The 24,289-nt window shown below is 43.8% G+C and carries 15 protein-coding genes; 11 read left to right on the forward strand and 4 right to left on the reverse strand.

Annotated features, from left to right (window positions below; genetic code table 11):
* Positions 1-23 precede the first annotated feature (23 nt).
* The 5 genes from AAFN85_RS06555 to AAFN85_RS06575 are packed head-to-tail and all read left to right on the forward strand — an operon-like array spanning position 24 to position 6,059.
* Positions 24-1,289: a glycosyl hydrolase family 28-related protein gene (locus AAFN85_RS06555; RefSeq protein ID WP_347526249.1), complete on the forward strand. Its 1,266-nt coding sequence runs from the start codon at positions 24-26 to the stop codon at positions 1,287-1,289.
* A gap of 39 nt (positions 1,290-1,328) precedes the next feature.
* Positions 1,329-2,108 (forward strand): polysaccharide biosynthesis/export family protein, encoded by a 780-nt coding sequence (locus AAFN85_RS06560; RefSeq protein WP_347526250.1) that lies wholly within the window; start codon positions 1,329-1,331, stop codon positions 2,106-2,108.
* Between the two features lie 7 nt (positions 2,109-2,115).
* A complete protein-coding gene (locus tag AAFN85_RS06565; RefSeq protein WP_347526251.1) occupies positions 2,116-4,437 on the forward strand; it encodes a polysaccharide biosynthesis tyrosine autokinase in 2,322 nt (773 codons plus the stop codon).
* A gap of 24 nt (positions 4,438-4,461) precedes the next feature.
* Positions 4,462-5,610, forward strand: a complete 1,149-nt coding sequence (locus AAFN85_RS06570) for a glycosyltransferase (protein ID WP_347526253.1) — start codon at positions 4,462-4,464, stop codon at positions 5,608-5,610.
* Positions 5,611-5,615: 5 nt separating this feature from the next.
* Complete coding sequence (locus AAFN85_RS06575) at positions 5,616-6,059, forward strand: GNAT family N-acetyltransferase (protein WP_347526254.1); 444 nt, start codon at positions 5,616-5,618, stop codon at positions 6,057-6,059.
* Between the two features lie 18 nt (positions 6,060-6,077).
* Here the strand turns inward: AAFN85_RS06575 and AAFN85_RS06580 are convergent, their stop codons facing one another.
* The gene (locus tag AAFN85_RS06580; protein ID WP_347526255.1) at positions 6,078-7,406 is read right to left on the reverse strand and encodes a neutral/alkaline non-lysosomal ceramidase N-terminal domain-containing protein; all 1,329 of its coding nucleotides are present in this window, start codon (positions 7,404-7,406) and stop codon (positions 6,078-6,080) included.
* Positions 7,407-7,734: 328 nt separating this feature from the next.
* Between AAFN85_RS06580 and AAFN85_RS06585 the strand changes: the two genes are divergently transcribed.
* From AAFN85_RS06585 to AAFN85_RS06605, 5 genes are all read left to right on the forward strand, one after another.
* Positions 7,735-10,893 (forward strand): TonB-dependent receptor, encoded by a 3,159-nt coding sequence (locus tag AAFN85_RS06585; RefSeq protein ID WP_347526256.1) that lies wholly within the window; start codon positions 7,735-7,737, stop codon positions 10,891-10,893.
* Positions 10,894-10,903: 10 nt separating this feature from the next.
* On the forward strand, positions 10,904-12,694 hold the full coding sequence (locus AAFN85_RS06590; RefSeq protein ID WP_347526258.1) for a RagB/SusD family nutrient uptake outer membrane protein: 1,791 nt from the start codon (positions 10,904-10,906) through the stop codon (positions 12,692-12,694).
* A gap of 14 nt (positions 12,695-12,708) precedes the next feature.
* Positions 12,709-13,446 (forward strand): DUF3823 domain-containing protein, encoded by a 738-nt coding sequence (locus AAFN85_RS06595; RefSeq protein WP_347526259.1) that lies wholly within the window; start codon positions 12,709-12,711, stop codon positions 13,444-13,446.
* A gap of 248 nt (positions 13,447-13,694) precedes the next feature.
* The gene (locus AAFN85_RS06600; RefSeq protein ID WP_347526261.1) at positions 13,695-17,003 is read left to right on the forward strand and encodes a glycoside hydrolase family 2 TIM barrel-domain containing protein; all 3,309 of its coding nucleotides are present in this window, start codon (positions 13,695-13,697) and stop codon (positions 17,001-17,003) included.
* Positions 17,004-17,380: 377 nt separating this feature from the next.
* Positions 17,381-19,975: a galactose oxidase gene (locus AAFN85_RS06605; RefSeq protein WP_347526262.1), complete on the forward strand. Its 2,595-nt coding sequence runs from the start codon at positions 17,381-17,383 to the stop codon at positions 19,973-19,975.
* Positions 19,976-20,033: 58 nt separating this feature from the next.
* Here AAFN85_RS06605 and AAFN85_RS06610 read toward each other — a convergent pair whose 3' ends face one another.
* Both AAFN85_RS06610 and AAFN85_RS06615 read right to left on the reverse strand, forming a co-directional pair.
* Positions 20,034-21,056: an LLM class flavin-dependent oxidoreductase gene (locus AAFN85_RS06610; RefSeq protein WP_347526263.1), complete on the reverse strand. Its 1,023-nt coding sequence runs from the start codon at positions 21,054-21,056 to the stop codon at positions 20,034-20,036.
* 155 nt (positions 21,057-21,211) lie between these two features.
* Positions 21,212-21,976: a hypothetical protein gene (locus tag AAFN85_RS06615; RefSeq protein WP_347526264.1), complete on the reverse strand. Its 765-nt coding sequence runs from the start codon at positions 21,974-21,976 to the stop codon at positions 21,212-21,214.
* A gap of 202 nt (positions 21,977-22,178) precedes the next feature.
* Here AAFN85_RS06615 and AAFN85_RS06620 point away from each other — a divergent pair, with 202 nt between their 5' ends.
* Positions 22,179-22,325: a hypothetical protein gene (locus AAFN85_RS06620; protein WP_347526266.1), complete on the forward strand. Its 147-nt coding sequence runs from the start codon at positions 22,179-22,181 to the stop codon at positions 22,323-22,325.
* Positions 22,326-22,402: 77 nt separating this feature from the next.
* Here the strand turns inward: AAFN85_RS06620 and AAFN85_RS06625 are convergent, their stop codons facing one another.
* Entirely contained in the window at positions 22,403-24,025 is a 1,623-nt protein-coding gene (locus AAFN85_RS06625) for a gliding motility protein RemB (protein WP_347526267.1), read from the reverse strand.
* Between the last annotated feature and the right edge of the window lie 264 nt (positions 24,026-24,289).

The following is a 24,289-nucleotide window of genomic DNA, read 5'->3' on the forward strand; positions in this document are numbered from 1 at the left end:
TGATCCGGAAGCTATTATTAATTATGGTTATGCTTAACGCGTTGTTCATTAAGCCTCTACAGCAAAAGCTATTTGCTAAAGAGGCCAATGTGCGTTCTGTAAAAGCTACTGGCCATGCTGACGATAACCTTCCCGATCTGGTAAATGTTAAAACCAATGGGGCTAAAGGTGATGGTCTGACAGATGATACCGAAGCCATTAAAGATGCTATAGCCGTTGCCAAAGCTAATGGAATTGCTACCGTGTATTTTCCTGAAGGCCATTACATGATAGGAGGGGCTGGTACCAAGCCCGGTATTATCAAATTAGCCAACGGCGTGAGCCTTATTGGCGACGGGCCTGCCAAAACCCATATTGTTTTATCTGGCGGAAGGTTTAACCCGGTTTCTATCTTTTACCAGGAGTGGAGGGAGGAGCCATCAGTTGATAATATTACCATTCAGGGCATTGATTTTGATGGTAACCTAAGCAAGCAAACTTTTGAAGCCAAATACCAGTTTTGCCATGCGCTAAGCATCAACAACGGTAAAAACATCGAAGTTAAAAACTGTAAATTTCAAAGCTTTAGGGGCGATGGCTTGCTTTTTGGCGACACATTCGAGGCAAGCCTGAATGCCCGCATGGTACTGAATGTAAAAGTGCACCATTGCGAATTTGTTGATATATACCGCGAGGGCACTATGTTTTGCGCTGTAAACGGCGCGGCATTTTATAATAACTGGGTACACGGCAACGGTTACCTGGTTGGCGGTGTTGATATTGAGCGCCACAGCGCCAACGAAACTGTGTTAAATGTAGCCGTACATGACAATACCTTTGATTTTAGAGATGGCTATGGCCCTATTGAACGTGGCCGGATCCTGAAATACAGGCGCGCCATAACCATTGGATATTTTTACGATGGCTACCAAAATGGCGCTGCCGATTCATTGAGCGGGCATCATAAAATTTATAACAACACTATATACCAGGGCCAGATTGATTGCTTTGGCCATTTAAACGTTACAATTACCAGGAATACTATAATTAACAATTTTGAAAACCTTAAAGGTGTACTTCATGTTAGTACACCGGCAATAAACGTTTCTGATGCCCGCAATACAACCGGGTTGGAAAATGTTGTTATCGATAGTAATTATATAAGATCATCTATCCCCGGCAACGGTATAGTGTTTTATAAATACAAAAAGGTTACTGCCAGGCACAATATTCTTAAGGGCAGAAACTTAGGCGATGTAATGCTGATAAACTCAGAAGGGGCGGTTAACTCCAACATCACCAAAAAATAACAAAAACATTAATTTAAAAACATCACCAGAAAAAAATCAATGGTAACCTCTAAGATACAAAAAGCCTTCCTCGCGCTGTTAGTTACGGTTTTTGCATTGTCCTCATGCCAAACTTATAAAAATGTTCCTTACTATAAAGACCTTGATAAAACCGGTATAGTGACCGAAGAGGTAACCAATAGCACCGATTACGTAGTGCATACCGGCGATATTTTGGGTATTAACATTACAAGCCGTAACCCCGAATCGGCAGCGGTATTTAATTATAACCTTGCCCGCGTAAACGGCAACGCCTATAATACTACTCCCGACAACCCGGTTATTGGTTATCGCGTAGATGAAAGTGGAAACATCCACCTGCCATTGGCCGGACAGATCAAAGTTTCGGGTTTAACTACCCAGCAGATCACCGAAAAACTTGGTAAAGATCTGCTTACCTACTTAAAAGATCCCGTAGTTAACGTGCGGGTAGTGAATTTTAAGGTTTATGTTTACGGCGATGTGGCCCGCCCTAATGTTTATAACATTACGGATGAGCATCCAACCGTTACCCAGGCACTAACTATGGCTGGTGACCTGAACATCACAGGGTTGCGTAAAAAAGTGGTATTGATCAGAACACAAGATGGCGAGCGCAAATTTATCCCGCTCGACCTGACCTCGAAAAACCTTTTCCAGTCGCCTTATTTCTATTTAAAAAATAACGATGAAATATATGTAACACCGGGCCGGTCAAAACTTACAGCCAACGGGCTGCCTGTTTTGGGTATAGTGATCTCGGCCTTATCGGTAGTTGCCATATTGTTAACACGTAATTAATAGCGTAATGAGTACAAATCCCCTACAGTTTTTAACTTTCGCTACCGAAAAGGAGAAAAACTCAACAGTAAGTTTAAAGTCGCTTTTTGCTAAATACTTATATAACTGGCGCGTTATTGTAGCAACCATAGTTGTTATGCTGATCATCGCCTTTGCCTACACGCAAATTGCCGATCCGGTTTACCAGGTTAAAGCTACTTTATTGGTAAACACACCTAAAGATGCGGATAAACCTGATGCCAATCAATCGGTATTAGATAAGATAGACCTGCCAAAATCTGCCGATGCGGTTGAGAACGAGATAGCTAAACTAAAATCGGCCAAATTAATTAACCAGGTTATCAGCGATCTTCAATTGGAGTTGAGCTATGAGAAAAAAAACGGATTGACGTATAAAGACCTTTATGCTACAAGGCCCTTCAAGATCCTGTTTATAAAACATAACCCCGATGCCGATCCTAAAGCGAAGGTATTTATCCAGTTAAAAGATAGCAAATCGTTTGTGCTAAAAACAGATGATGGCGAAAAGCAATATCCGGTTAATGACGTAATGCACACCGACTGGGGAACATGGAAACTGATCCCTACCGCTAATGCTGCTTCGTTTGCAGGTGAACCTATCAGGGTATCTTTATTAGATGCCGATAAGCTGACAGATTATTACCAAAAAAATATAGATGCCAGTTTAGAAGATAAGCTCGCTACCGCAGTTGATCTATCTATGAATACAACCGATAAGCAAAAAGGTAAAGATGTGATCAATCAGCTTATCAAAGTATATAATGATGATGAAATAGCTGATAAGAATAAAGAAACACAGAATACGATAAATTTTATCGATCAGCGCCTGGCATCATTAACCGGCGAGTTATCGGGCGTTGAAAAAAGCATCTCTGATTTCAAAAGCTCCAACAGGCTTACCGATATTACATCAGATGCCAAATTTGAGTTGGAGAAACTACAAACCAACGATAGCCGTTTAAGCGAGATCAATGTGCAGTTAAGCGTGATCAGTGGGATCGAATCATTTGTAAACTCGCCGCATACTGCTGATAAAGCTCCGGCTGTTATCGGTATCAATGATCCGTCGTTGGTAAGCTCGGTAGAAAAGCTTTCTGAATTACAATTGAAACGTGACCAGTTAGCGGCCACAACTCCCGAAACCAACCCGGATTTTGAGGAGATCAACGCGCAGATCAAAACAACTAAAGCAACGATAAAAGATAACGTTAGGAACATCAAGTCGTCGTTATTAAACGCGCAAAGCAAGTTACAATCGCAAAGTTCGTCGTCCGAATCTTCTATTGCTAACCTACCTGGCCAGGAGCAAAAGTTTATCAGCATAAAACGTCAGCAATCTATTAAAGAAAACCTGTATGTGTATTTGCTGCAAAAACGCGAGGAGGTTTCATTAAGCTACGCCACTACGGTATCAAACTATAAAATATTAGATGCCGCACACAGTTTGCCATCAAAATGGCCAAGCAAAAAGATCATTTTCCCGGCAGCTTTGTTGTTGGGCATTATTCTGCCTGCCATCGGCATTTATTTAAAGCAGCTGTTTAAAGGTGTTGTTTTAGATCCCGCCGAAGTTGAAAATGCTACAGAAATGCCTGTATTTGGCGAGATAGCTGCTGCACCCGCCGCGGGTTTGGCCAAAGGCGGATTGGTGGTAGAGCAGCTCAGGAATTTGAGAACTCAACTGTACGATCTTCACGGCGATACCCGTGCATCAAATGTTACGCTGATCACCTCCAGTGTATCCAGCGAGGGTAAAAGTTTTATAGCGGGCAATATTGGCAACACACTGGCCAATACCGGTAAAAAAACAGTGATACTGGAGCTTGATCTGAGGAGATCGGCCATTAAAGACATCTTCAAGCTTTCAAAAAAGCAAGTCGGTATTTCTGATTATTTGAGGGGTAATGCTACACTTTCAAAAATTATCCAGCCATCGGGTGTTAACCCTACGCTTGATATCATTAGCAGCGGTTCGGCGGTTTCAAACCCGACTGAATTGTTGGAGAACGGTAAACTTGCTGAGCTTATCGCCGAACTCAAAAATATTTACAGTGATATCATTATTGATAGTCCGCCGGTGCACTTAGTGGCTGATGCTTATGTAATTGCCCGCCTTAGCGATGTTACTTTATATGTGGTAAGGCAAGGTGTAACACAAAAAAGCGAACTGCCGTTTATTAAAACCTTGCTTAAAGAAAACAGGCTGCCTAATATGCAATTTGTGTTTAACGGGGTAGATGTTAAAAGAACTGGCTACGGGTACGAGTATGATAGCGCGTATTATAAAACCGAAGCCGTTTCGGCCTGAACAATCAGCTGATATCTATTTTTGATGAAGAAATTATTTGTTTGTTCGGAATTTTACGCGGGGTTGTTGCCATTTGCCGCTACCATAGTGAACGCTATGCGCGGCGATGATAGCTACGGTATATTTATGTGTACCAATAAATGCGATTACCGCAAAGCGCTTGTACCCAATGGAGACAACTACTTGTTTTTAGATTTTCCGGCGGGTAGGATAGCGGGCCTGAAGCACAACATTTACCCGCGCCCTTTATTAAAGGCTATAGCTGATGTTTGCAAAAAGCATAATATCGAGGTGATCCATCTTTTAACCGAGGATTCATCACTCGCGCTGCACATCCATCAGCTTAAAAAACTGGCTAAAGTATATTATACTGTACATGATCTCTTTTTTCATGAAAAGGCCTATAAAAACGCTATTAGCTGGCTTTTGCGTACGGTGCTGGTTAAAAAACGGGTAACTTATCTGATAAAACACACCGATAACCTGATAACCTCAAGCCGTTATCAGTACGATTGGATGAAGCGGGAGTTTATAAACAAAAACGTTTATTACCATAATTTCCCCACCTTGGTTACCGATGTTATCAAATCCGGGAACAAACCGGTACCCGAGCTGGCCGGCATTGATCAATACATTTTATTTTTTGGCCAGGTAGAGCAATATAAAGGGGTTGAGAAATTGTACAACGCCTATATCAACAATACAGCCGAAAAAAGGCCATTGGTAATAGCGGGCAAGGGTTTTATTTACTTTGAGCGCGATCTGCAAAAAGAAGCCAACGTAACTTTTGTTAACCGTTACATTGATGACGAAGAGATAAGGTTACTGTTTGAAAATGCCTTTTGTGTGGTTTTTCCTTATATATCTGGTACGCAATCGGGAATTTTATCAATTCCTTATTATTTCAAAGTGCCGTCGCTGGTTTCGGATATTCCATTCTTTAAGGAGTTGATGGTAGATGGTGTAACCAGCATCAGTTTTGATAATGATGATCCCGTGGCCTTGATGCAAAAGATACGGAACCTGGAACATACCGACCGACAAAAGATAACCGAAGCCGCGACTTTGTATTATGAGCAGGTTTACGATGAAAAAGCTTTGCATAAACAACTCTCCGCCGCATACGGCGAAGAAGTTGTATTTGCGCAGGAACCGCTCGGTCAACTAAAATAATATTAATGGAAATTATCGCTATTAACGAAACTCACCTGGCCCACTGTGCCGCCGTAATGATAGATGCCTACAATGCCCCGCCCTGGAATTGCCAGTGGACAAGCGAAAAAGCTCAACAATACATATCCGAACTAATTGATCATAAAGACTTTGTTGGCTTTATGATCTATAACGATAACCAGCCAGCCGGGGCAATCTTAGGCCACAGAAAAACATGGTGGACAAACAACCAATTGATGATAGATGAATTGTTTGTTTCGCCCGCTTTCCAGAAAAAAGGGTACGGCAAAAAACTGCTTCAGTTTAGCGAAGAGTACGCTAATACCAACCAAATTGAGCTGATGGTATTGATGACCAATAAATACCTGCCCGTATATGATTTTTACGAATCGATGGATTATACCCATGCCGATCAGTATGTGTTTATGTTTAAGCAGCTAAATATGTAAAGATGCTTTCGCCTAATGTTACTTAGGCGGATCCTTGCGCATTAACCCGGTAAGCTTATAATAATTTTCAAGCTGCCGGGTCATAATAGCCTCTCCGGCACCTACTTCTATTAACCTTCCGCTTTCATCGGCACCATAACCACCCAAAGCTGCCGACCGTACATCGGCTATGTACCCGGGCCAATGGCCGCCACTCCACGAGTAACCAAACAAAAATCCGGTTGCAGAGGCCAGCTCCATTTTCTTCTTCCAATCCAATTGAAACTGAACAAACAGTTCGCCAGGGCATACGGCTATCGCTATTTTGTTGTTTAGCAGGATAGTTACCAGGTTTAGGTTATAGGTTAGCTTTTTATCGTACCTGCCGGTAAAGCGCATTGAATCGGTCATGAACTTGATATCCGTTTCATTACCGGTTGGCGGGTTGATACTTTTTGCCAGTTTAATAACTTCCCAGGCCAAAAGTTCGCCGGTGCGTTCCATAGGTGCGTAATTGGTTTTCACCGTATCGTTAGGGCCAGACCTGCGTGGACTTATCTGCAACGATTCAATATTGCCACCTGCGCCTTGTATAAAAAGGCAATTTATTTTATTGCCGAAAGCTTCCTCAACCTTACGGCTGGCCACGCCAGGATAATCGGCAGATATGGCATAGTTGAAACACACGATATCAGCATGCATAGCATAGTTCATGATAATGGCCCGCGGGTTTCCTTGTAAATCTTCAATTTTAATTACACCGAGTTCCGGATCAACCGGGCCGAAGGGGATGCGCTCCGGGTTTTCGGGTTTGTAATGTGCATCGCCCACCCACGATTCTTTGGCATGCCCATTCTCGCGAACAATAAGGCGGTTAAAACCTAATTGCGGAAAAGTGCTTTGCCAGGCGGCTATCCGTGCTTCAAACATGTGATCTGCCGCCATGCCTATTGCTTTAATGATCTGATCTTCATAAAAAGCTACAAAAGGATTCCCCTGGAAGGCCATTTTGCCATTGGTCTGCGGTTCGGAGTGGGTGTGTGACGAGCTGATAATTACTTTTTCAAGCTTGTATTTTTCTTTGCAGATCTTTTCGATCCGGTCGCTGGTAAAAATGGCAAGATCTACTGATACAAATGCAAGGCGTTTTCCCTTTACATCTAAAATCAGGCTTCGGGCATAAACAGAATCATGCAGCGGTTCGGTTGTTTTTGGGGTGATGTTGATCCTGGCGGTACCGGCCATCAGTTTACCTGTTTCGGCGAAAGCTACGCTACGGATACTCGTTGTAATGAGTAAGGAGAGGAGTAGGCTAAATAATCTCGCTGGATTTAAAACGGCTGGTTTGATTTTAGTTAAAGTGTTCATAATGGTTTTTATGCTTGGTTAACTAAAATTATCCGGGACCATTAATAATTGATTAATGCCACATTAACCGGGGAAATAAATAGGTTGCCTTGCTTAACCTCCATTAATATCAGCCTGAAACCGCCATAAAATGCCTGTTAATTTCACCTTATTGATTAATTAATTGCAAAATAATCTGTTTTTGTATTTTGTATAGATCTGTAAATGAGTTGTTTGTGATGGGTTGAATAAAATTATTCCAACTAATTCAATATTAACTTTTTATTAATTACTGCAAATTTCTTTGGGTTCATAATCAACTATAACCAGTTAACCAAAATTATGTACTATGAAGAAAATTTTATTAATGCTATTGGCATGGTGCCTCTCGGTGCCATTGTTTGCGCAAGACATACCGATAACCGGTAAGGTCATTGATCAATCGGGCGAGCCATTGATCGGAGCGTCTGTAAAAGTAAAGGGAGGTAGCCAGGGCGTGGTTACCGATACTAAGGGAGCCTTCGCGCTAAAAGTGAGTGATCCCAAAGCCACGCTTACGGTGAGCTACATCGGGTATAACACTACCGACGTAGACCTGAAAAACAACCGAACCATTACCATAACCCTAACGGCGCAACAAGGCAGCCTCGAGGAGGTGGTTGTTGTGGCCTATGGTACGCAAAAGCGGGCAAACCTAACGGGTGCGGTATCAACCGTTGTGGCTAAAGACATTGTTAAAAACTCCAATAACGATGTTACCAATACGCTAACCGGAAGGGCACCAGGTGTAAGGGTGGCACAGCTATCAAGCCAGCCGGGTAAGTTTGACAGCCAGATCGATATCCGTGGGTTTAGCTACGTGGATCCTAACAACGTGGAAGGTACGCAGCAGGGTGGCCCGCTATTTATCATTGATGGGGTACAGCGCGATAAATCCGGCTTTGATCACCTCGACCCAAATGAGATTGAAAGCGTGAGTGTTTTGAAAGATGCAACCGCCGCCATCTATGGTGTTAAAGCGGCCAATGGTGTTATTTTGGTAACTACCAAAAAAGGTAAGCAAGGCACTACGCAGGTATCATACACCATGCACCTCGGTAAGCAGTTCATCACCAAATACCCTGAGCTATCGAGCGCTTACCAATACGCTACGTTGTTTGATGAACAACAGATCAACAATTTTATCAGTGGTAACCAGCAAATAACGCCGCCGCAGTTCACTCCGCAGCAAATTGAAGATTTTCGTACAGGTAAAACGCCAAGTACGGATTTCCTGAAAGCTATTCTTGATAACAGCACCTCGCAGCAGCAACATAACATCACAGTTAGCGGCGGTAGCGAAAAATTAAGGTTTTTTGTATCGGGTGGTTATTTTGACGAGGGTGGCTTACTGAAAACCAATATTGAATACGGTAAAAAATACAACTTCCGTACAGCTATCGACGGGCAGTTGGGTAAAGGTTTGACTTTTGGCATTAACCTGGGCCTTAACAATGTAATGAGTAAGAGTCCTAACGTTGCTGTATGGTCGCTCATGAAAAACGCGTGGTCAATCAGCCCTACGCAATCGCTTTACTCTAATGGTGATACCCGCTACCTGAACCAGTTTTACAATCAGCCTAATGATAACCCATTGGGGCAGATCAGCGAAGATCTGGCCGGGTACAATAAAACCAACGATAAAGCGCTTACCTCAACATTCACTTTAAATTATGAGCTGCCTTTTGTTGAAGGACTGAGCGTAAAAGGCCTTTTTGCTTACGATAACAGCTACAGCTTTAACCGCAGTTTCCGCAAGCAGTTTTACCAGTACCAGTATGATAACACCACGCAATTGCAAACTGCATTCTCGCACCAGGGGCCATCGCAATTGAACGAGTATTTTGGTCAGGGGATCACCAATGATCTCCAACTTTCGCTAAATTATAATCATCGCTTCGGCAAAAGCAATGTATCCGGGTTGTTGATCTATGAACAAATTTATCGCCAGGGCAACAGCAATAACGCCCAAACGCAATTCGTGATCGATGCGATCGACCAGCTTTCGGCAGGTAACCGCGCTACCGACGTGGTTGGCTCTGGCTACAGCCAAAGTGGTAACCGCAGCTATGCCGGTAAGTTTAACTATGATTATGCCGGTAAATATCTTGCTGAATTTGGTTTCAGGGAAGATGGGTCATCGTACTTTCCATCTAAAAGCCGCTGGGGATTTTTCCCTTACGGATCAGTAGGCTGGCGTATCTCTGAAGAATCGTTTATTAAGGATAAACTGAAGTTTGTAGATAATATCAAACTACGTGCTACTTACGGTAAAGAAGGTGACGACCAGGCAGCTGCTAATACTTTTGCTTATTTGACAGGTTACATTTATCCAAGCTCAGGCTCGGGTTCGTTGGCGGGTTCGGTATTCGGGCCGGGATTTGTAAAAGGTGTCGATTTTAAAAACGCTGCTAATGCCAATATTACCTGGTACACTTCTACCCAAACCGATATCGGTCTGGATTTCTCACTGTGGAATGGTAAGCTTACTTTTGAGGGCGATGTTTTCCGCAGAGAACGTAGCGGACTGTTAGGTTCGCCAATCTCTAATATCCCCGGTACTTACGGTGTTAACCTGCCACAGGTAAACCTAAATGGTGACCGTACCCAAGGCTTCGAGATTGTATTAGGCCATCGCAGTAAAATAGGCGCGGTTGATTTTTCGGTGTCGGGCAATATGTCGTACGCACGTACGCAAAACCGGTATGTTGAACAAACACCTGCCAGCAGTGATGCTGATAACTACCGCAACAAAAACGCATACCGTTATAATGATATTGTATGGGGCTACAAAGTTGCTGGCCAGTTCCAAAATTTCCAGCAGATCTATTCCGCACCTATCCAGGACGGTGCAGGCAACCGCAGCCTGCTTCCCGGCGACTTAAACTATGTTGACCTTAACGGCGATGGTATCATCGACGGTAAAGACCAAACCGTTATTGCCCGCAACGGCGGTAAACCGGCCATTTACTTCGGTGCCAATTTTGAGTTGGGATACAAAGGTTTCGATTTTTCGATGCTGGTACAGGGTGCTACTATGTACTCCGTTTCATACCTCGATCAGCTTTCCCGGCCTTTTTATTTTCAGTATGCCAACCCGGTTTCCATTTATGCTGATAGGTGGCACCGTCAGGACATATTTGATCCTAATAGCCCATGGGTGCCTGGCAGGTTCCCTTCAACCGGTCAGCGCCAAAATTATAAAGATGGCGTGCCAAACTCGTTCAGCACTTTTGATGCCAGCTACGTTCGGATCAAAAGCATTGAACTGGGCTACACCTTTAGTAAAACGCTGTTAAGTAAAATAGGTATCAGTCGGTTTAGGGTATTTGCCAATGCTTACAACCTGTACACCTTTACAGGCAAGGGGCTTGACTTTATCGATCCCGAATCGTCGGGCACACGCCTTTACAGTTATAGCTATCCTATCACCCTTAATGTTAACGCAGGTGTACAGGCAACTTTTTAAACCCGATATCATGAAAAACTATAAATATATCATCGCGATTTTTGTGCTGGCGGGATTAAGTGCCTGCCGCAAAAACCTGCTCGACGTGCAGCCAACCACGCTGCTCACCAAAGACCAGATTTACGGAAGCCCGGCCGGGGTAACGGCCTACTTCGCTTCCCTGTATAAAGATATGCCTATCGAGGAGTATTCGTTTTGCAACGGCCGTTTCGGTCAGTTTCCCGGCGATGGGCATCAATACACCGCCAACTGGAGCGACGAGGCTTTTAATTCCAACAACGCAGGTATTAACGAAGAGAACTGGGGCAACCTGTACAAGGCCATCCGCAACGTAAATACTTTTATACAGGAGATAGCTACCGTAACCAATGTTGACGCGCCAACCAAAAAACGCTACTCGGCTGAAGCGCATTTTGTAAGGGCTTACTATTATTTCGGGCTGGTGAAATATTACGGGGGGGTACCTATCCTTACCGAACCACCAACCGATCCAAACGCTTTGCTCAAACAACCACGTAACAAAGAAGAGGAAGTTTGGGACCTGATCAAAAACGACCTGGAACAGGCGGCGGCTGATCTGCCGGAAACCAGCGATTACGGCCGTGCTAATAAATATGCCGCCCTCGCGCTGGAATCACGCGCGATGCTGCACGCAGGTTCGATAGGTAAATTTGGTACCGTGCAATTGGGTGGCGTAGTAGGGGTAAGCCCGGCAAAGGCTACGGAGTATTTAACGGCGGCCTATAACTCGGCTAAAACCATAATTACTGACGGCAAGTACAGCCTATTTAATAAATACCCTACAGATCTATCCAAAAACTTCCAATACCTGTTTTACGAGTGCAAACCCGGCGACTCGAACACCGAAGCCATATTTTGCAAGGGATATGATTACGCGGCTACGCAACGTACCCACTCGCAGGATCTGATGGTACTGCCCGATTACATCCGCTCGCCCATAGGCTATGATAACCGCCTGGAGCCAACGCTCGATCTGGTGGAGAAATTTGAATCGAAAACAAGTACCGCCGGTGCCAATGAACCATTAAATATAGGCACCCCTGCCAGCTACGTACATTATCCAACCCTAAGCGGTCCTTTCGAAAATAAAGACCCGAGGCTGATGGGTACTGTGGTGGTTACCGGTACATCCTTCCGCGGCGCAACTATTACCGGGCAGCGTGGGGTTATTTATAATAATAAAGAGTATACCGGTAACCAGGTGCTTCAGTATTTTGATGTGAATACGTTATCGTTCACCTTAACACCAACCAATGTGGTAGGTACAGGTAACTCCAACTCCAACTCGCTTACCTTCTGGCTTAAAAAATGGACCGATCCGGTTACAGATCGTAACCTACTGTACGATTATTCATCGCGCACCTCATGGCTCGATCTGCGTTATGGCGAGGTGCTATTGAACTATGCCGAAGCATCTTTCGAATTAGGCAAAGACCCATCCGAAGCCCTGGGCGCTGTAAACCAATTGCGTGTAAGGGCTGGAGTGGCATCGCTTACATCCATCAGCCGCGAAAAGATCAGGCACGAGCGTATGGTTGAGCTATCGTTCGAGAACCGCACATTTTGGGATTACATTAGGTGGCGCACCCTTACCACCGAGTTTAATATCAGGCAGGAGTACGGCCTGGACATTTATTATGATGTAAACGCTAAAGACTACGTATTTAAAAAAGTACCTGTAGGCGGCGGCAAAACTTACCAGGCCCGCAACTACTACTCACAGATCCCGGGCGGCGAACGTTCCTTGAATACTGCACTTATTGATAACCCTGGCTACTAAAAAATATTGAAATCATGAGATCATCCATAATATATACCTTAATCCCTTGCATGCTGCTTTTTTACGCGGGATGCAAAAAATACGATAATTACGCGGCCCCCGATGCGGGCGTGTACGGCAAAGTAATAGATGCCGGAACCGGCGGTGGCATTGAAACCAAGCAGCCCGGTGGTGGCGATATCCGGTTTTTGCAAAATAACAAAACCAAATACCCAAGTCCGCAGCCTATTGATATATCTATTAAGGCCGATGGCTCGTATTCGGCTACACAGTTTTTCGCCGATAATTATAAAGCTTTCCCGTTGAACGGCCCGTTTATTTATGCTGGCGATTCGGTTGGTGTAGTGCTAAACCATAACCAGAAAACACAACTCGATTTTAAGGTGGTTCCTTTTTACCGCATAACCGCGGCTGTAGCCGATAGCACATTCAGCTACACGGTAAACAGAGCTCCCGAAAATAATTCGAAGTTGATAGAACTGATATTTATGGTGAGTAAAGATCCGGTAGTGAACGAAGCCGTAAGCTCGAATGTAGCCGGGCCGGGTACATATTATGCTAATTTATGGAAGGTACCCACCGATGGCACACCAGATGCATCAATAGTTGACAAACCGCAAACTTTTACTTTCCACTGGGCGGATACAAGGCTGCCTAAAGGCGAGTATTATTTCAGGATGGGGGCAAGGGCCGCCAACTCGCCTAACTCAACCTACAATTATAGTCCGGTGGTTAAGGCTACAGTGCACTAAACTGCAAGCTAAGACTTACGAAGTTTTTTAAAACTTCGTAAGTCTGGATAAACGTTTGTCATGCTGAGGAACGAAGCATCTTCTACAACATGCAAAGCGGCTATACAGGGCGAAGAAGATCCTTCGTTCCTCAGGATGACAAAATCTTTATTCGTTAGGAGCCTCCGCCTTTTATTAGTTACAATGACGTTTTACCTCAACCGCTTTCCCCAAAAAAATTCAACCCGCCCATGCGGATTGATCACACTATGAAAAAGAAACTATTACTGCTAACCCTGTTCACCACAACCGCGCTGCAAACTTTTAGTCAGCGGTTACAATACACAGGTATATTTGCCCCCTCTGCCGGCTTTGTAAAAGATGCCGAAAAACCTTACCGCCAGGAACTCAGCCTGAGTGGCTCCTGGCAATTTCAGCCGATAGAATTGCCTGCCGGTTTTCATGAGGGCAACGATCCCGCGCCTGCGTTACCGGCCATGCAGCCTGATCAATGGGATAAAACCCACATCCGCATCCCATCCCCATGGAATGTAAATAGCTTTGCCGACGAGCACGGGCAGGGCGGCGATTTTCGTACTTTCCCATCATACCCTAAAGAATGGGAGCATATAAAAATGGGCTGGATGCGCCGCAAGTTTACCGTACCCGCCAATTGGAACGGTAAACGTTTATTGTTGCATTTTGAGGCGCTTGCTGGTGATGCCCGGATATTGGTGAACGGCAAACCCGCCGGTGAGCATTTCGGTATATTTCTTCCGTTTGATTTAGATGTTACCGCGTTAATAAAACCCAGTGCCGAAAATGAAATAGCGGTGGGCGTTCGCAAGGCATCATTGTTTGATAAAAATGGTAATTACGGCAGGCGCACTTACCAGGCGGGTTCATTCTGGGGGCAGCATATCGCAGGGATCTGGCAGGATGTTGCTTTGATAGCAGTTCCGCAGATTTATATTAAAGATGTTTTTGTAAAGCCGGATGTACAGGGTGATCATCTTGCGGCCGAGATCACCATAAAAAACGATGGTGACCGGGAAGCAAACCTCACCGTAGATGCCGGAGCTTATAAATGGCAGGCCGATAATCCCACCGATGCCGCTGAACCAGCGGGTAAGCTTGCAGCGGCTTCTGCGTTGGATGTACCGGCTGTGAAAATTAAACTTCCGGCTCATACTGAAAAGGTTGTTACGTTAAATACACAGGTGGGTGACAAGCTTGCGCGCTGGTCGCCGGAAAGCCCCAATTTATATGCTTTGCTGGCACGTATCAACACTGGCAAGCAACAGGTTGATACGCATTACACCCGCTTTGGCTGGCGCACAGTTAGCATAAATGGCGGACAGGTGTTGATGAATGGTAAACCAGTAATTATGCGCGGCGATTCGTGGCACTTTCTGGGTGTCCCGCAAATGACGCGGCGTTATGCCGTGGCCTGGTTTAAAGCCATGCGCGATGCTGGGTTGAACACTGTTCGGCTCCATGCCCAGCCATATCCTTCCTTTTATATAGATGTTGCCGACGAAATGGGTATCATGGTGTTAGATGAAACAGCCATCTGGGCCAGCGATGGCGGCCCCAAAGTGGATGATCCTGCATATTGGAAGGATACCAAACACCACGTAGCCGAACTGGTATTGCGTGATCGTAACCATCCATCGGTTTTCGGTTGGAGTGTATCCAACGAAGTAATGCCCGTAGTGGTAAATGTAATGCGTAACCCAACCGGCATAAAAGACACTTTGATAAACTATTATGGCATCTGGGCCGATATCTGCCGAAAACTTGATCCAACCCGCGCGTGGATCTCGGCCGATGGTGAGGATGATGCTGAAGGCAAACTGCCTACTTACATTATACATTATGGCGATCAGGGAACCATGGACCGTGCGCGCAAAAGTGGCAAACCCTGGGGCGTAGGCGAAGCCGGCAACGCCTACTATGGTACTCCCGAACAGGTAGCCGAAACCAATGGTAACCGCGCTTACGAATCTTTTTTAGGCCGGATGGAAGGCGTTGCCCAATCATCCTACCAAAACCTGATGCAGCAGCGTGATCGGGAATCGATCTATAACAGCGTATTTAACCTGGTTTGGTACGGCTTAAAACCACTGCCAATCGGGCTTAAAGATAAAACCAAAACACCAACGCTTGAAGATGGGGTGTATTTTACAAATTACAAGGAGGATAGCCCAGGAATCCAGCCCGAAAGGCTTGGCCCTTACAGCACCACGCTAAATCCGGGTTATGATCCTGCACTACCACTTTACCAAGCCTGGTCATTGTTTGATGCCATTAAAGCCGCTGCCGAAAATAAACCTTATGAGGTTGGTAAACCGATTGTAAACCACGATGCTAAATCTACGGCTTCAGGTAAAAGTTCGCCTGCAACAATTATAGGAGGAGCTGGTAGCACCTTAGCCGCCGATTTGAAGAAGCTGGGGGTAATTGAACAAAGTGGCAAATCTACTCCACGTATTTTATTTATAGATGGCAATGCCCCGCCATCTGTACAAAGTAAATCAACTATTGATAAAATGCTGGCGAACGGCGGTACCGTACTGGTTTGGGGAATAAACAATACAGGAACCGAGACGTTGAACAGTTTGTTGCCCGCCACGATAGCAGTTACAGAACGTAAAAGTTCATCATTATTGCCGGTGTCTGCCGATGGCATAACCAACGGCATAGGCGCAGCCGATATGTATTTCTCAGAACTTAACCCCGCAGATATAGTTAGCAGTGGTTTGGATGGCGAGCTGGTTAAACAGAGTAAAATATTGCTAACCGCAAACAACACCGATTGGCAAAAATGGAATAAGCAACCTGAATATGCCAAAACCGCTATGGTGGTACGTTCCGAATTTGAGGCTAAACCGGCAGGGGCTACAATGATAGTTTATGAAAAAGGTGCAGGCAGGCTGGTTATTACCACTTTACCTGCCAACCCTAAACTGTTAAAAGGGATCAGGCTTATCAGGCAATTACTCAGTAATGCTGGAGTGGCCTTGTCCGAAGGTGTTGATGCTGGCGTGCTGAACGCCAATGGAAACATTACCGGTGCCTTATACGCTGGCAACTTTATGGCGAGATCGACAGAGGAAGCTAAAACGAGAAATTTTATTGATCCAGGAGCTGCCGACGAGATGAAGGATGGCATGGAAGTACATCGTAAAATCTGGACTTCACTTCATGCTGATAAAGAAATTTTTGATCTTTCTGCGTTGGATGGTGGTGCGGTCAATGGCAGGCAGCAGGTGGCGTATTTAAGTTTTTGGTTATCAAGCCAACGTTCGCTCGAAGATCTGCTTGCCGAGCCAAATTTACCGGTTGTAAATTTGCAGGTTAAAGCAGGCGGAGGCTTGACGGTGTTTCTGAACGGAAAACAAATACTTGATACGGAGACCGGCGGTGAAGCCAAAGAACTTAAGTTAAAGCGGGGCTGGAACCACTTTTTAATCAAACTTGTGCGTAATGGTAGCAACTGGCAGTTTGCAGGTAAGCTAACATCCAATCAGCCGGAGTTTATTAAAACGCTGGGTTCGGCAGTGCAAAAGCCGTAGAAGGACTTACACTTAGAGAACGTAATTAAAATTGGTGTCATGCTGAGCCTGTCGAAGCATGGTGGGCAGGGCCTCTGCGCGCGACTCTTCGACAGGCTCAGAGTGACAGGCCCGCCTAACTACATATTCTCGGTACCGGCTTTTGCTTACTCGTAATGCCGTGATAGATATTTTTATTACATTAAATTATAGTGCTGATACATTTTTAACCTAACTATCCCCTTTTTTACGAAAATTGAAATTCTTTTCCCCTTGCATGAATTTGCTATGCAGCATCGTGTTTTTAATTTAAATTTACCCATGCCATTTACCTATGGCCGCCAATTTTAAGCGCAGTTGCAGCATTGCCAATTAACAGATAATTGTTTGGGACAAGCATGGGGAAGTTTTATTTGCTTTACAGTAAAGTTGTTTTTGTAATATTTTTTTGTCTTTTGGGCCTCGATGGTCTTGCGCAAAACTATGGCTTAAGGTTTGCGAGCCATGAGGTGGTGCAGGATAAAAGAACATCGCTTGAGCTTAGTCCCGAAAAAGGTTTTTGCTTTAATGATAACTTCGAACTCTCTTTTGATGCTTCCTTTTTTCCGGCTTATAATGTTTACTTCGGCTATGTGGTGAGGATCATCTCTGATGATAAACACAATTTCGACCTGGTTTATAACACAGCCAAAAACCATTTCGAGTTGGTAACCGGCGATAAGGAGCCTCAGATCAGCTTCGCTATCGATCAAAATAACCTCTATAATAAATGGAACAGGGTGAGGGTACTGTTTGATGCCGGCCATAATCGTTTACAGGTTATCTCTGCCGGAAAAACCTATACCCAACAAAACATCGCCCTAAATAAAAATGCCTGTTACCATATTACGTTTGGCACCAATAACCATGGCGAATTTGAAACTACCGACGTGCCGCCCATGAAGATCAGGGATATCCGGGTTGAACAGGGTGGTACAACTCAATACAACTGGCCACTGAACGAAACCAACGGAACTATTGCGCATGAGCAGGTAAAACACAAGGATGCCACCATAATTAACCCCATATGGGTATCATCTATGCACCAAAATTGGAGCAAGGCGCAGGCTTTCACTGCTAACGGTATGGCCAGTGTAAGTTTTGATGCAGATAAGGAAGCTTTGCTGGTGATTGGAAGCGATACCGTTTATACCTATGATATCAACAGTGGTATCATCAAAAAAAATGCAGCTACCACAAAACTTAATCTTGTTCAGGGTAATCGGGCCATATTTAATCCCCTCGATAAAAATTTATATAGCTTTTATACCGACGCCAAGCAGGCTGAGAAATTTGATTTTAATACCAACGCATGGTCGAGTAATTTTAAACCGGGACAGGTAACGCGTTACTGGCATCTTAATAAGATCATTTCGCAGCGCGATTCATCGATGTATGTTTTTGGTGGATATGGTTATTTGGTTTACCATAACGAGGTGCTTCAATACCATTTTAACACCAATAAGTGGGATAGCATTATTTATAAAGGGGATTTTTATATGCCCCGCTACCTCGCTGCGACTGGGGCTACCGCAAAAGGTGATACCGCTTACATCCTGGGCGGTTACGGCAATGCCAGCGGAAAGCAGATCCTCACTCCCAAATATATGTACGATATGATGCGCTATACGGTAAGCGATCGTACATTTAAAAAGTTATTCGACATAGCGCCGCACGGTACTGATGGTTTTACTTTTGCCAACTCGCTTGTTATTGATCAGGGCAGTAAAAGCTATTATGGGTTGATCTTTCCGCGGCATATTTATAATTCAACATTAAAATTAATTCGCGGCTCACTTAATAGTCCGGCTTACGAGGTGCTTGAAAGCGGGATACCTTACAGGTTTCATGATGTACATTCCTTTGCCGATCTGTACTTTGCACCCCGGTCAAATAAATTTATAGCGGTAACACTTTTACGGAGCGACGCCGGGCAAACACAAATTGCCGTGTACACCTTACTGGGGCCGCCGCTTTTTCAGGTTACGCAACCTGCAGGGTTGGGCGCCAATCGAGCTTCGATGGTTTGGATAATAGCCGCTGTTATAATGACGGCCGGTGGAGCTGTTTATTTGATCCGCAGAAAAGGAGCGAAAATAACTACATCAGTGCCTGCCGAAGCGCCATCTATGGTAGTTGAACCTTCAGTGGCACAAACACAGCAAATCAGTTATCATCCGGAAATAGTAATGGAAGATGAACCGGAAGCAGCATCTGTAGATCAACAACCCTTAAAAAATGCTATCCTGCTGTTTGGAGACCTGCAGATATTTGATGCCCAGGGGATAGAGATGACCAGGCTGTTTACGCCTCTTATTAAGGAGATGTTTTTACTGATATTGTTAAACACCATCAGGCTTGGCCGGGGGATAAGCTCAGAACGGTTGAACGAAATGTTTTGGATAGATAAATCTGAAAAAAGCGCCAGGAATAACCGTTCGGTAAGTATCGTAAAACTGAAAACGCTGTTGGAGCGAATGGATCATTGCCAGCTATCTAAAGAAACCGGAACCTGGACCATCAACCTTGACCCGGATCTGGTATATGTGGATTACAGGAACTATTTAAGCCTCGTGAAAAACAAGCGCAAGCTCAATAAAGAAAAAATCAAAGAATTATCGGGCATCACGCAACGCGGCCAGTTCCTTTCCAATAGCGATTACGATTGGTTGGAAAGCTTCAAGTCCGAGATCTCGAATGAGGTGATCAATACATATCTCTATCACGCCCATTCGGCCGAGTTTAGCCACGATCCGGAGTTTTTGATAGAGCTGGCCAATTTTATTTTTTACTTCGATGCGGTTAACGAAGATGCGATGATGCTGAAGTGCAAAGCTTTTTCGGCCTTAGGTAAACACTCGCTGGCAAAGCATACCTTCGAAAATTTTAGCAGAACCTACAAATCCATTTATGAGCGGGATTTTGAAAAGGAATTTCAGGCAGTAGTTTCCTGAGGTAGTATTTGGAGAATCCTTCTGCCTTGCCCAAAACAGGCAAAGCAGAAGGATAATATTAACGCCAACCTAAACCTGGCGCAATATGTTTTAAAATAGATTCAAGCACGTGTACATTGTAATCAACGCCCAATGTATTGGGGATGGTTAAAAGCAGGGTATCTGCTTCCTGTATAGCTTCATCTTGCGCCAGCTCTTTGATCAATTGATCAGGTTCGGCGGCGTAGCTTCTGCCAAATATGGCTCGTTTATCGGCTTCTATATAGCCAATTTTATCGGCTTGCTTCGCTTCGCGTCCAAACAGGTACCTGTCTTGCTCGTTCACTAATGCAAAAATTGAACGGCTTACCGACACCCGTGGCTCACGTGTGTGTCCGGCTTTTTTCCAGGCTTCTTTATATAGCCTGATCTGCTCAGCTTGCTGGATATGGAACGGTTTGCCGTTTTCGTCAAATTTAAGCGTAGAACTTTGCAGGTGCATGCCATTTTCGGCAGCCCAAACAGCTGTTGCGTTTGATGCGGCACCCCACCAGATCCGCTCACGCAAACCTTCCGAGTATGGCTCTAAACGTAACAAGCCCGGTGGATTAGGAAACATAGGGTATGGGTTAGGTTCTGCAAAGCCCTCTCCATCCAATCTCTGCAAAAATTGTAAAGCTTTGTTACGGCCCATCTCTGCATCGGTTTCTCCCTCAGCCGGTTCATATCCAAAATAGCGCCAGCCATCAATAACCTGTTCCGGCGAACCTCGGCTTATGCCTAATTGTAACCGCCCGCCCGAGATCAGGTCGGCTGCGCCTGCATCTTCTACCATGTATAGCGGGTTTTCGTAACGCATATCAATTACGCCCGTACCAATTTCTATTTTACTTGTTTTAGCGCCGATAGCTGATAACAACGGAAATGGCGATGCCAACTGTGCCGCGAAATGATGCACCCTAAAGTAAGCACCATCTATGCCAAGCTCTTCGGCGGCTACAGCCAGGTCAATTGATTGCAACAGCGTATCGCCACCTGTGCGGGTTTGATAAGCCGGATGATCAGACCAATGTCCAAATGATAAAAATCCTATCTTTTTCATAAGTTTTTATGTGTGAATAGTATAAGCAAAGATAATAAATAAATGTTTAAACATTTATTTATTGGGTGTCATGATATTTCCGTTATCTGCTTAAAACTACAAAACTTTGGTTGTTGGTAACAGGATAGGGGGAAATATGAATTTCTGCTTATAAATCAGTTAGATGTCGAGTCGTCTTTGTGTTCAAAAACGGGCACTTTGAGTTTTTCTTCCGGCGAAAGCTTCTGAAACTCCTCGTAACATTTGCTGAGGTATGTGGCCAGGTTAAATTCTTTGGCAGTAAATGTTTTAATATCCGGCGTATATCGTACCGTGAAGGCGTGCAACTCCTGGTTTTTTAAGGGTACATATTTACCAATGTTGTCATCGCTAAAGGTTTGCTGAATTTTGGTGATGTTCCTATCCCGTTCCTCTAACTGGGCCTGCTTCCTCGCATTGTTTTCAGTTGATTTGTTTGACCATACGCGCAAACTTACGCCGCCTTTTACCGAACCATCACCATAAGGGCCATCGGTATTACGCTGATAGGTCATGGTTTGGTTATGAAACAGGGGGTCTATCCGCTGGTTAAAGGCCGATTGGTTTACCGCGGCAGCACCTTTACCGTTAATCACCACCTCGTTCAGTTGTTGTTGCGATGGGGTAAGGTAAAAATAGCGGGCATCCAGGCTGGTAACTACTACCGTATCTGTTCTATAGGCCATCCCGCTAAAAACCAAAAGATCGCCACCCTTGGCCGGAACAGAAAAATGCCCCTGCTTATCGGTTTGGGTTTTAAACTTACCGTTCAGGTTTTCTACTTTGATCCCCGAGAGGGCGATGTGCGTTTTAATTTCATAAACAATACCTTCCTGGGTATGCTGCGCGTAAGCAAATGATGCTATAAATAATAATATGAGTACTAAGGCGGAACGAAACATGGTTAAAAATAAAAAATCAAGCTTTATAAATAAGTTAAAGTATGTTAAAGTTTCCGAAGATGCACAAAAATAATCTGATCAACTTTTTGCCTCGCTTTTTATTTTAAATAAGGCTTTTGTTGAAAACAGTGATGTTTATAGGTGTGAAAGCTATTTATACGTAGAAAAAAATGTTTTAATTTGGGTGTTGTTTTAATGAGTTATGAACAGGATCGATTCGAAATATTTTGCAGGCGGCTTGGCTATAGGTGTTGCAATTGGAGTAGCCTTGCACAGCCTGGCGGTGGGCGTAGCTATTGGTGTAGCTATGGGGTTGTCGCTTGGTTCAAGAAAGAAGGAAAAGAGTTAAAGTTTAATACACAAAAAAGCGTCGTGAAACCCTTTTTTGTGTATTAAAATAGTTGAAAGTTCTTATAACATCAGCCATTAAAAATCGTGATATAGATTTCTGAACGAACTTCTTAAACCGAATGTGATCAATGCGTTTTTCGAATTTTTTTGATCGTTTTTTTCCTGACGGTAAAGCGCGCCAAGTTCAAAGCGTAAGTTATATTTAGGGTTGAGTATATAAGCTACAGTTCCTTCACCGTAATATAGTTGCGTGCTGATCCCTTGCCCTACAGTAGTTGTTTTATCAGCAGAAGGTACAAACGGCTTAATTATAGCCTTACCGTTATTATCGGAACTATTTGCATCAAGACCATATTTAGCATAATTAATTTGTCCCTGAAAATCGAACCTTCCGATAGAATAATTCAGAATACCCAAAACTTCCATGAAATTGGCGCCATAGGGATGTGCTAACGGATCTCCATAAAACGTATAGCTGCTTATTGATTTTGAGGCAGTATAAGTGTAAGGTTTAACGGTATTAAATTCAAACAGATAATTTAATCTTTTAACTTTAAAAATATCAGCACCGCGGATACCCAATTGCCAGCCATTGGTATTATCGGTAGTGTTGCCCGAAAAGAAACTATTGGCTTTAAATCTGTCGAACATAATTTGCCCATACAGCGCTGATTTATCAAATACCTTATATTTAGCTGTAAAACCTAAAAAAACATTGTCTTTTTGTACCCCATTTGGCCCCAACGAACTTGTAAATAATATAGGGTTTACAAAATTAGCATCAAATCCACTTCTGTTTCCTTGCGCGTCGGCTTCGGGAGCGATAAGCGCATTGAACATACCAAAGGATAAACGTTTAGTCACATTCCAGTCAACGTAGTGAAATAATGCCCATTTGCGACGGTTACTTCCAAAAAAATCAAATTTAGGTTGTTGCGTGTCTTCAATGTAAGCCCAGGCTATCATATAACGCACTGGTCCTAAATCTGCGGTCAGTCTGAGTAAGGGCATATTAGCTGCAAAATCAGATAATAGTACCGAACGGTAACCATCGCCAATAAACATTTTATCTTCGCCCAGGGTAATGTTAAGGTTTTTATTAAAGGAGTAAGACAGGATCGCCGTAACGTACGACCAATCTTGCGAGTTTTGAGGCTGGCCATTATAATGCCTTGCATAAGCCTGACCAGGCACAAAAACATTGGCATTTACGTAGTCGTTGTAGTAAGACGCAAATTTGGCCGAGTTTTCAAAGCCGCTGGTATAAAAAGAAAACTTATCGCCAACAGTACCTCCAATCTGAAAACCGCGGGTATTTAAGTTGGTAGTTTTGCTATTATTAAAATCTCTGCCCACCTGTACGTCTGTAATGTAGTCGGCATAAAATGTGTAACCTTTATCTTTAACATCAAAAAGATGTTCATTGAACAGTTTGCGCCCGCCCCATGTTTTACGCTCTTTTACACCCACGTTCATCACCGAATCGTAAGTATGGATAATAGTACTATCAATTAAAAAAGGCCTCAGTGAAGTATGTGTCGAGCTCTTTACTGAATAAATATCGCTGTTGAATTTTTGATATAACTGGTATGAGTTTGGCAAATAAACTGATTGCGCCTTAGCTAACTGCGTTGTAGCCAGGATAGTTACAACAGCAATAAAGGCCTTCCGGAAGTTTAGGGTGTAAAGTTTTTGCATCGAAACAAAGTAAAGATTATTTGTTGTAAGATAAAAATTTGATTATTAATAAGCGCTGGGGGTAAGGCACTTAAAAAGGTTTATATGTAGCTGTTTATTAGCAAGCCGCACAAAGATAAACATAATTTTAGTTGAAGGGTTTGGGTTAAAACCAATAGCGAAAAAGTTAATTATTGTTAAATTTTGTCATGCAAGGGTGTTTTTTTTTTATAAGTTATAAAAATGGTGATATTTGCCGCGCTATTAAATCAATTGATATACTAT

The sequence above is a fragment of the Mucilaginibacter sp. CAU 1740 genome (assembly GCF_039839285.1).
Taxonomy (GTDB): Bacteria; Bacteroidota; Bacteroidia; order Sphingobacteriales; family Sphingobacteriaceae; genus Mucilaginibacter.